9 protein-coding genes are annotated in these 8,612 nt (G+C 64.9%); 3 read left to right on the top strand and 6 right to left on the bottom strand.

Annotation, left to right across the window (positions count from 1 at the left end):
* Position 1: 1 nt before the first annotated feature.
* The 5 genes from Q7V20_RS18335 to asnB are packed head-to-tail and all read right to left on the bottom strand — an operon-like array spanning position 2 to position 5,741.
* Positions 2–1,030, bottom strand: coding sequence for a ketoacyl-ACP synthase III (locus Q7V20_RS18335; RefSeq protein WP_304794576.1), 1,029 nt, complete (start codon positions 1,028–1,030; stop codon positions 2–4).
* Positions 1,027–2,010, bottom strand: a complete 984-nt coding sequence (gene nadE / locus Q7V20_RS18340; RefSeq protein ID WP_304794578.1) for an NAD(+) synthase — start codon at positions 2,008–2,010, stop codon at positions 1,027–1,029. Before nadE ends, Q7V20_RS18335 begins: the two co-directional genes overlap by 4 nt.
* A 2-nt stretch (positions 2,011–2,012) precedes the next feature.
* Positions 2,013–2,264: an acyl carrier protein gene (locus tag Q7V20_RS18345; protein ID WP_304794581.1), complete on the bottom strand. Its 252-nt coding sequence runs from the start codon at positions 2,262–2,264 to the stop codon at positions 2,013–2,015.
* A gap of 37 nt (positions 2,265–2,301) precedes the next feature.
* Positions 2,302–3,807 (bottom strand): class I adenylate-forming enzyme family protein, encoded by a 1,506-nt coding sequence (locus tag Q7V20_RS18350; protein WP_304794584.1) that lies wholly within the window; start codon positions 3,805–3,807, stop codon positions 2,302–2,304.
* On the bottom strand, positions 3,804–5,741 hold the full coding sequence (asnB, locus tag Q7V20_RS18355; RefSeq protein WP_304794587.1) for an asparagine synthase (glutamine-hydrolyzing): 1,938 nt from the start codon (positions 5,739–5,741) through the stop codon (positions 3,804–3,806). The genes Q7V20_RS18350 and asnB overlap by 4 nt, the downstream gene beginning before the upstream one ends.
* Positions 5,742–6,020: 279 nt before the next feature.
* Between asnB and ruvC the strand changes: the two genes are divergently transcribed.
* Complete coding sequence (gene ruvC / locus Q7V20_RS18360) at positions 6,021–6,572, top strand: crossover junction endodeoxyribonuclease RuvC (RefSeq protein ID WP_304794590.1); 552 nt, start codon at positions 6,021–6,023, stop codon at positions 6,570–6,572.
* Positions 6,573–6,655: 83 nt separating this feature from the next.
* Complete coding sequence (locus tag Q7V20_RS18365) at positions 6,656–7,237, top strand: PEP-CTERM sorting domain-containing protein (RefSeq protein ID WP_304794593.1); 582 nt, start codon at positions 6,656–6,658, stop codon at positions 7,235–7,237.
* 6 nt (positions 7,238–7,243) lie between these two features.
* On the opposite strand, the gene Q7V20_RS18370 is transcribed toward Q7V20_RS18365, so the two are convergent.
* The gene (locus Q7V20_RS18370; protein ID WP_304794596.1) at positions 7,244–8,404 is read right to left on the bottom strand and encodes a carbonic anhydrase; all 1,161 of its coding nucleotides are present in this window, start codon (positions 8,402–8,404) and stop codon (positions 7,244–7,246) included.
* Here Q7V20_RS18370 and Q7V20_RS18375 point away from each other — a divergent pair.
* The coding region (locus Q7V20_RS18375) for a hypothetical protein (RefSeq protein WP_304794599.1) at positions 8,403–8,612 on the top strand (210 nt) is incomplete at its 3' end. The genes Q7V20_RS18370 and Q7V20_RS18375 overlap by 2 nt on opposite strands.

Below are 8,612 nucleotides of genomic sequence, written 5' to 3' on the forward strand. Positions count from 1 at the left end.
TTTACTCCTGGTAGGTGTGGTGCAGCAGCGGCGTGCTGTGGTCCAGCGTCATGATGGCCGCGCCCCAGGACAGGCCCACGCCATAGCCCAGCAACATCAAGCGCATGGGCTGGTCGCCGCGTTGCGCCAGGGTTCGGGTCATGGTCAAGGGCACCGAGGGGCCGCCGCAGTTGCCCATGTCTTCAAGGATGAAGGGCACGCGGTCTTCGGGGAGCTCGCACTTCTTGACCAGGTGCTTCATGATGAAGCGGTTGGATTGGTGGAAGATGAAGGCGTCGATGTCGGGAACGGCCAGGCCGGCGTAGGCCAGCGTGTCCTGGATCATGGCGGGCACGCGCTTGATGGTGAAGTTGAAGATGCTGGCGCCGTCCATGTGCAGGCGCAGGTCGCGTGGATCGACGGGCGTTGGATCGCGGAAGGCTCCGCCCCGGATGATCAGGCCCTCGGCACCGCTGCCATCGGTGAACAGGCCGAACCAGGCTTCGTCTTGTGCGTCACCTGTGTGCTCCAGCGCCGTGGCCGAGCCCGAGTCGCCGAACAGCAAGGTGGTGGCGTGGTCGCCGGGATCGACAAAGCGGCTGGGCGTTTCGCCATGCAGCACCAGGATGCGCTGGTGGCCGCCACCGCTGAGCATGGCGGCGCCCAGGTACAGGCCATAGGGGTAGCCTGAGCAGCCCAAGCCCACGTCGAAGGTGGCGCAGTGCACGCCCAGGCCCAGCCGTGCATGCACGATGCAGCTTGACGAGGGCAGGAAGTAGTCGGGCGACTGGGTGACCATGATCAGGCCGGTGACTGACTCGGGCGCCCAGCCCAGTTGATCGAGCAGGCGCTGGGCGGCGGCGGTGCACAGGTCGACCGAGGTGATGTCGGGGCCTGCGACCTGCCGAAAGCGCACGCCCGCCATGGAGACGACCTTGCGGACTTCAACGGCGCCGAAGTCTTTGCCCGCTTCCAGGTTGTCCACGGTGTGCGGCGGCACGCAGGTGCTGATGCCCGCCACCTTGAAACCACGCAGGTGGGAGAAGCTCACTCGGACACCTCCCCGATGGGTTCGACCAGCGCGGGGCGGGCGTGCAGGTAGGCCGCGGCGCGGCGCTTGGCCTCGATGTCGGTGTACAGGTGCGTGGCCTGGGCCTCGCTCAGGCCCAAAGCCTGGGCCAGGTCGGTGGCGGGGCGCTGGTGGTTGTGGGCCCACAGCGCCAGGTCCATCTGCGGGTAAGGCAAGGCGAAGTAGAACTCGTCTTGCCCTTGCTGCAGGCTGTAGGTGTCGGTGGTGGGCACGGCCGAGCAAACGGCCTCGGGCAGGCCGAGGTGGCGCGCCATGGCGTACACCTGCGTCTTGTACAGGTGGGCGATGGGCTTGATGTCGGCCGCGCCATCGCCGTTCTTGACGAAGAAGCCCTGGTCGTATTCCAGGCGGTTGGGCGTGCCGATCACGGCGTAGTTCAAGCGGTCGGCGTGGAAGTACTCCATCGTCTTGCGGATGCGCTGCTTGTGGTTGGTGGCGGCCACGATCTGCAGGTACTCGCGCAAGGGCAGGCGCTCTTCGTGCATCTGGCCATCGGGCGATTGCACCACCAGCTTGAAGAAGTTGATGCGCCCTTCCACCCCGCCACCAATCACGATCTTGCTTTTCCAGGCATCGTTGTAGCCCGGGAAGACGGCCCGCATGGCCTCGTCGCGCCAGCGGTAGCAGCCAATGGCCTCGACCGTGGGGCCGATGTTTTCCAGCACATGTTCGATGCCCAGGTGCTCGGCCACCATGCGGCCTTTGTCGGTGCTGCCGCTGCTGGAGTCGCGCTCGGGCATCAACAGGCCGAACACTTTCTTGGGCCCCAGGGCGTGCACTGCCAAGGCGGCACAGGCCGAGCTGTCGATGCCGCCCGACAAGCCCAGCACCACGCCACGCTTGTGGAAGCGGCGCACGGATTCGACCATGTGGCGCGCGATGCGGTCGGCCTCGGCGGCCAGGTCGATGTTCAGGACGGCGGGCGTCAGGGGCGCGTTCATGCTCAGGCTGCCTTCTTGCGGTTGACGTAGGCCTCGATGGCGTCCAGGCTGTCCAGGTTGTCGGGGAGCATGTCCTCGTCGGGCACCTTCAGGCCAAAGGTGTCTTCGATGAAGACGATCAGCTCCAGGAAGCCGGTGGAATCGACGATGTGCAGCTCCAGGAAAGAGTCGGCATCACTGAAGTTGGCGCCTTCGGATCCCAGGATGAAGTTGTCGAGGATGTACTGGCGAACCTGTTGTTTGATGTTGGGCATGGTGCTGGGATCGGTTAAGAAAATGAGAGGCGGCTGTTCAATTCAGTTCGGCCTTGCGGATTTTGCCGGTGTCGGTGGTGGGCAGCGAGGTGACGAACTCGACATGCTTGGGCGCCATGAAGCTTTCAAGGTGGGCCAGGCAGTGTTTGACCACGGTCTGCGCGGTCAAACTGGCCTCAGGCTGGAGCACGATGAAGGCTTTCACGGCCTGGCCCAGCAGTTCGTCGGGCACGCCCACCACGGCCGCCTCCAACACCCCTGGCAGCGCATACAGGGCGTTCTCGACTTCGCGGGGGCTGACCTTCTCGCCCCGGCTCTTGATGATGTCGTCCTGGCGCGAGACGAAGTACAGGTAGCCTTCGGCGTCGGTGCGGAACACGTCGCCAGAGTGCAGCACCATTTCGCCGGGCAGGGGGCCGGGCTTGAGGCGCTGGGCGGTCTCGGCCGGTTTGCCCCAGTAGCCGCGCATCACGTGGCTGCCGCGAATCACCAGCTCGCCGGTGCTGCCATGTGGCAGGCGGTGGCCCGATTCATCGATGAGCCAGAGCTCCTGGTTGGGCATGCCCCGGCCCACGCTGTTGGGCCGCAGGGCCAGTTGCTCATGCGGCAGGTAGGTCACGCGCTTGCACTCGGTCAGCCCGTACATGGACAGCAGCTGGGCTTGTGGGAACAGCGCGCAAACTTGGTGGATACGGGCTTCGGGCAGGGCGGCGCCCGCGTTGGTGATCAGGCGCAGTCGGCTCAGGTCATGCTGCCCGATGGTGCTCTGAAGGTTGGCCAGCGCGGAGAGCATCGTGGGCACGCCGGGGAACACCGTGGCGCCTTCGCGGGCCATGATCTCTATCGCCCTGACGGGGAAGGCGAAGGAGCGCTCCAGCACCACGGTGGCGCCCACCATGAAGCCCATCAGCACCTGGTACAGCCCGTAGTTGAAGGCCAGGGGCAAGGCGCACAGGATGACGTCGTCTGGCATCAAGCCCAGGTAACTGTTCACCGACTGCGCAGCCGACACCATGTTGCGGTGGCTGAGCATCACGCCCTTGGGCTCGCCCGTGGTGCCCGAGGTGTAGATGATGCTGGCCAGGTCCTGATCGATCAGGTCGGGCTCGGCCCAGGGCTGGGCGCTGGGTGGGCTGTCATCAGGCAGGCCTGCGTGCCACACGGTGTGCACTTGCGGCGATTGCGCCAGGGCCGGTTGGTGCACGGGGGCCAGCGAGGGCTGCGTGAGCAAGGCACTGGCGCCGGAATCCTTGAGCAGGTAGACGAGCTTGGCCTGCTTGGTCAGCGGGCTGATCGGCATGAACACCGCGCCCACCTGCAGCGCCGCGAAGATGCCCACCACCAGCTCGACCGTGTTGTCCATGAACAGCGCGACCCGGTCGCCACGCTGGATGCCGCGTTGCTGCAGGAAGGTGGCCAGGCGATCCACGCGCACGCGCAATTGACTGTAAGTGTGGCGCTGCTCGCCGCACACCAGGGCCACCTGGTCAGGCCAACGCGCCGCCGTCTGATCGAAGAAGTGGTGCAGCAGCATGGTGTTCATTGAACAGCCTTGCCCAGGATGAACTGCTCGTGCAGCAGCATGGTCGAGAGCACGCCCACGAAAGCCATGTTGTCGCCAAAGCCAATGGCCCGGCCTGCACGGCATTTCTCGAACAGCTTGCTGACGGCCTTGGGGTCAAAGTAACCGGCATCGGCGATGCGCGCGGGGCTGAGCAGGTCAGCCACGTAGTCCACCGGTTGGCCGCCCTCAAAAAAGCTGGCACTGTCGGGTGAGCGGTAAGGCTGCTTGGTGCGGGTGCGGATGCCCTCGGGCAGCAGGCCGGTCATGGACCGCTTGAGCAGGTACTTCTCGGTCAGGCCCATCAGCTTGTAGCGGGGCGGCAAGCGGTTGGCGAACTCGATCACGCGGTGGTCCAGGAAAGGGAAGCGCCCTTCGATGGAATGGGCCATGGCGGGCCGGTCGCCTTGCGAGCTGAGCAGGTAGCCCGACATCAGGGTGTGCGCCTCGATGTACTGATCTTGGCTGAGCGCGGCCCACTGGCCGATGTCCGACGGCAAGTGCGGTGCGATGGCGGCCAGGTGATCGACGCCCGCCAGGCTCTGCCGAACTTCGGGCGTGAAGAACTGCCACATGCGGCGCGTGGTGGCCCAGCGTGGGCCGTGGGCGAAGTGCGGCTGGCCCAGGTGCTCCGAGCCTTCGCTGAAGAAGCGCTGGGCCATCACGCGGTTGGCGGCGGGTGAGTGGCGCAGGTAGGGGTAGAGGCGCTCCATCAAGGCGGGCCGCATTTTGGAGCTGGGCTGGCGCGCCATGAAGCGTCGCACGCTGGCTTCCTTGAAAAGGTCGTAGCCACCAAAGACTTCGTCGGCGCCTTCGCCGGTCAGCACCACCTTGAACCCGGCCTCGCGCACGCTGCCGGCCAGCATCATCATGGGCGCTGGCGCGGTGCGCACGATGGGGCTTTCGGCGTGCCAGACCGCGCGTGGAAACGCGGCGGCGATGTCAGACCGTTTGCAGCGCAGGGCGGTGTGCTCGGTGCCCAGGTAGCGGGCCATGTCTTGCTGGTAGGCGCTTTCGTCGAACTCTTCGTCTTCAAACGCCAGCGAGAAGGTGCGCAGCGGCGTGTCGGTGAAATGCTTGATCAAGCTGGTGATGATGGACGAGTCCAGCCCACCGCTCAGGTAGGCGCCGACCGGCACATCGGCGCGCAGTTGCAGGCGCACGGCGTCGATCAGCAGCTCGCGCAGTTCGTCGGCCAGGTCGTCGGCGCTGCGCTGGGTTTCCAGGTGCGCTGCCGGGAAAGTCCAATCCCAGTAGCGCTCGGTGCGCGCGCCGGATTGGCCACGTTCTTCGATCACCATCAGGTGCCCGGGTGGCAAGGCCTGGATGCCCTCGAACACGGTGTGGCCGGGCAGTGGCGCCCAGTAGGTGAAGGTTTCGCCCAGCGCTGGCAGGTTCAACTGGCGAGGGGTGTCGGGCAGGGCCATCAGCGCCTTGACCTCGGAGGCAAAGGCCAGCCGCTGGCTTGTCCAGTGGTAGAACAGGGGGCGGATGCCGGTGCGGTCGCGGGCCAGGATCAGGCGTTGCTGTCGCGCATCCCACAAGGCGATGGCGAACTGGCCGTTCAGGTGATCGACAAAGCGCTCGCCGTGCTGCTCGTACAGGTGCACGATGACTTCGGTGTCGGAGTGCGTGTAGAAGCGGTGCCCGGCCTGCTCCAGGGTCTGGCGCAGTTCGATGTGGTTGAAGATCTCGCCGTTGAAGACGACCCACACGCTGCGGTCTTCGTTGTGGATGGGTTGGTCGCCGCCAGCCAGGTCGATGATGCTCAGTCGGGCATGGGCCAGGCCCAGGGGGCCATCGGTGTGGAAGCCCTGGCCGTCGGGCCCGCGGTGGTGCAAGCGGCGGATCATGTCCTCCAGCGAGGCACGCGCGACCTGGCCATGGCTTTTCAAAATCCCAGCAATGCCGCACATACTTCGCGAAACACCTTCCCTGTGAGAGGGGCGCTGGTGCCGCGTTGCCCGCACCACCGAGTTGGTGCGTGGACACGCCCAGGCCAGCCGCGATCCTAGCGAGGATCACTGGCCTGGCCTAGTCCTAATTCATGGGGGTCGGCTTTAAATGCTCATTTCTGGCAGGCTTTGGTCTCGCCGCCGATGAAGATGCTCCAAAGGTGAAACCAGGGTGAATGCCCTCAGAATGATGGGTGCTCGGTGTCGAACGCACTATCCCTAGTTTGGAAAATCCACCCCATGAGAATTTTGGGCATCGACCCTGGCCTGCAGACCACCGGTTTTGGCGTGATCGACGCCGATGGACCGCGCCTGTCTTATGTGGCCAGCGGCACGATCCGCACCAAGGAGGCGGCCCTGGGCGACCTGCCCGGGCGCCTGAAGCTGATCTTTGACGGGGTGCGCGAGGTCATGGCGCGCTACGAGCCGCAGCAGTCGTCGGTCGAGATCGTGTTCGTCAACGTCAACCCGCAGTCCACCTTGCTGTTGGGCCAGGCCCGGGGCGCGGCCCTGGCCGCCCTGGTCAGCGCGGGCGAGATGGCCGTCTCGGAATACACCGCGCTGCAGATGAAAAAAGCCGTGGTGGGCCATGGCCACGCGCGCAAGGAGCAGGTTCAGCACATGGTGATGCGCCTGCTGCAATTGCCTTCAGAGCCCAACAAGGACGCGGCCGATGCGCTGGGACTGGCCATTTGCCACGCCCACGCCGGCCATTCGATGGCCGCGATGGCGCGTGCCACCGGCCTGACCCGCCGCACCCATGCGCAGCTCAAGGGCGGGCGCGTGTATTGATGTTAGGGGGATGACGCTGCACGTGCTGTGTGACAGAGTGACTTGACCAAACGGTTCATTCATTCAAGTTTTTGGAGTACAGCATGAAATTTCTCTCGTCCCTCATCGTGGCCGCAGGCCTGACCATGGCAGGCGCAGCCCACGCGGCGCCCCCGGGTTCGATCTTCGTGACGGAACCCGGTGTTGATGGCTTTACCATCAACACGCTGGCCTTCAATGGCTCCAGCTACGACATCAGCAAGCTCACTTTCGACTTCTCGTCGACCCTCACGACCGACGGCAGTTTCTTGGTGATGGATGGTGCTCCCAGCGGCATCACTGCCCCGTCTGGTGGAACGGCATCGTTCTTTGGTGGCGGTGCGGTGTTCGGCTTTGACTTCACCAGCTTCGGCACCTTCGACACCTTCAGCTTCAGCTGGGATCCCGATTCCGGTATCAATGGCAGCTATGGCGCCACCAGCCTGGATTTCATTGGCGCCAAGGTCACCGCGCTGACGTCGGCCGGAACTTACGTGGGCACGTTCGAGCTCGTGGGCTCAGGTCCTGATGTGTCCGCCGCGCTGGCCCCCGTGCCCGAACCAGAAAGCTATGCGCTCATGGTGGCCGGGCTGATGGCGGTGGGTGCCGTGGTTCGTCGGCGCAGTGCTGCCAGGCAAGCAGCCTGACCTGCCTCACTGGCCTTCTTTGATCATGCGACCCGAGGCCGACTGAACCGGCCTCGCGTTGTTCGCATACAAGCGGCTGAACACCGAGGCCTGGTAGGGCGACAAGGTGGCTGGCTGCTTCATCACCAGCCACAGCACGCCCTCGGTGCACGGTGGTGTGGTCAACGAGCCCATGTAGGTGTAGTACTGGCGCTGCTCGGGCAGCATCAGGTTCATGTCCAGCATCACGGGCGAGGCCTGCTCGATGCTTTTCTCCAGCGGCAGGCTGTTCCACACCAGTTGCACCATGGGGTGCTCCTTGCCCTGGTCCAGCAACACGGCGATCACGGCCAGGCGGCCTTGCGCGTCCTTGTGCACCAGGTGCGCCACCATCTCGTACTGGCGGCCGTTGATGCGTTCTTCGCTCGGCCGGTGAAAGTGGAACTGCACCAGCTCGTAGCGGCGGCCCGACACCGTGATGTTGTTGCCCGCATCCAGGTTGACCTGCACCGTGTGGCCGTTGTCGATCACGCGGAAAGGCGTGGGCCGGTAGTCGAACTGGATGGGCTCCAGCTGCACCTTGATGCCATCGCGGATGTCGATCGGGCTTTGGCGTGTGCCACTGCTGCAGGTCTTGAACTCGGGTTTGAGCTGGCCCCAGCTTTGCGGGCCGGCGGCGCCGGTGTATTCCCAATGCAGGTCGTGGCCCGCGGGCAAGCCTGGCACGGCGGCCGCGCCATGGGCGGCCATGGTCTGCTTGATCTGGGGGCTCACCGCCGCGACGCGGGGCTTGGGCGATCTGTTGATGACCTTGACGGCGGGCGCGGCGGCCTGTTTGGCGCGCACTTCGGCGATCTTCTGGTCGATCAGGTCTCGTAACTCTGCCATGGACACCGAGGTGGGCTCGGGCTTGCCCGATGGCACAGACGCGGCACCCGCTTCAGATTTTCCGTCGGTTTTTCCTGCTTTGGCCTCGGCTTTGCCTGCAGCCAGCTGGCGCTTGAGCGAATCCTTGGCGATGACCTTGGGCTCTTCCTGCGCAGAAGCCGCGCCGTGGGCGCTGCTGGCATGGTCGCCGCTGCGATCACTGGCCAGGGCACAGAATGCAACGCCGACACCTGCGGCCAGGATCAACAGGCGCGGGGTGCGCATTGGCAAACGAATGGGGGAGGAGGGCGTGGGCGACATGGCTGATTTTCCTGAGATTTCAGGAAGCATTTCGACCACCCGGCCCGCCAACTTGAGGTTCGCGCCACTTTCAAGGCGCGAAAAATCGAAAAAAAGTGTGAAGTCAGCCGATAGGCCGGATTCTGTGCAGCCTGCCACCTTGCGATGCCAGGCCGTGACCGCCATTCCTCTGGGCCGCCTGTCGCCAGAACGGCTCGGTGCCACCTAC

The sequence above is a fragment of the Aquabacterium sp. genome, assembly GCF_030652515.1.
In the GTDB taxonomy this organism is placed as follows: domain Bacteria; phylum Pseudomonadota; class Gammaproteobacteria; order Burkholderiales; family Burkholderiaceae_C; genus Aquabacterium.

Excerpts from the sequence above, each read along its gene's own strand:
- Q7V20_RS18365 (WP_304794593.1), top strand. The coding sequence starts at position 6,656 with ATGAAATTTCTCTCGTCCCTCATCGTGGCCGCAGGCCTGACCATGGCA.
- ruvC (WP_304794590.1), top strand. The coding sequence starts at position 6,021 with ATGAGAATTTTGGGCATCGACCCTGGCCTGCAGACCACCGGTTTTGGC.
- Q7V20_RS18345 (WP_304794581.1), bottom strand. The coding sequence starts at position 2,264 with ATGCCCAACATCAAACAACAGGTTCGCCAGTACATCCTCGACAACTTC.
- Q7V20_RS18370 (WP_304794596.1), bottom strand. The coding sequence starts at position 8,404 with ATGTCGCCCACGCCCTCCTCCCCCATTCGTTTGCCAATGCGCACCCCG.
- Q7V20_RS18350 (WP_304794584.1), bottom strand. The coding sequence starts at position 3,807 with ATGAACACCATGCTGCTGCACCACTTCTTCGATCAGACGGCGGCGCGT.
- asnB (WP_304794587.1), bottom strand. The coding sequence starts at position 5,741 with ATGTGCGGCATTGCTGGGATTTTGAAAAGCCATGGCCAGGTCGCGCGT.
- nadE (WP_304794578.1), bottom strand. The coding sequence starts at position 2,010 with ATGAACGCGCCCCTGACGCCCGCCGTCCTGAACATCGACCTGGCCGCC.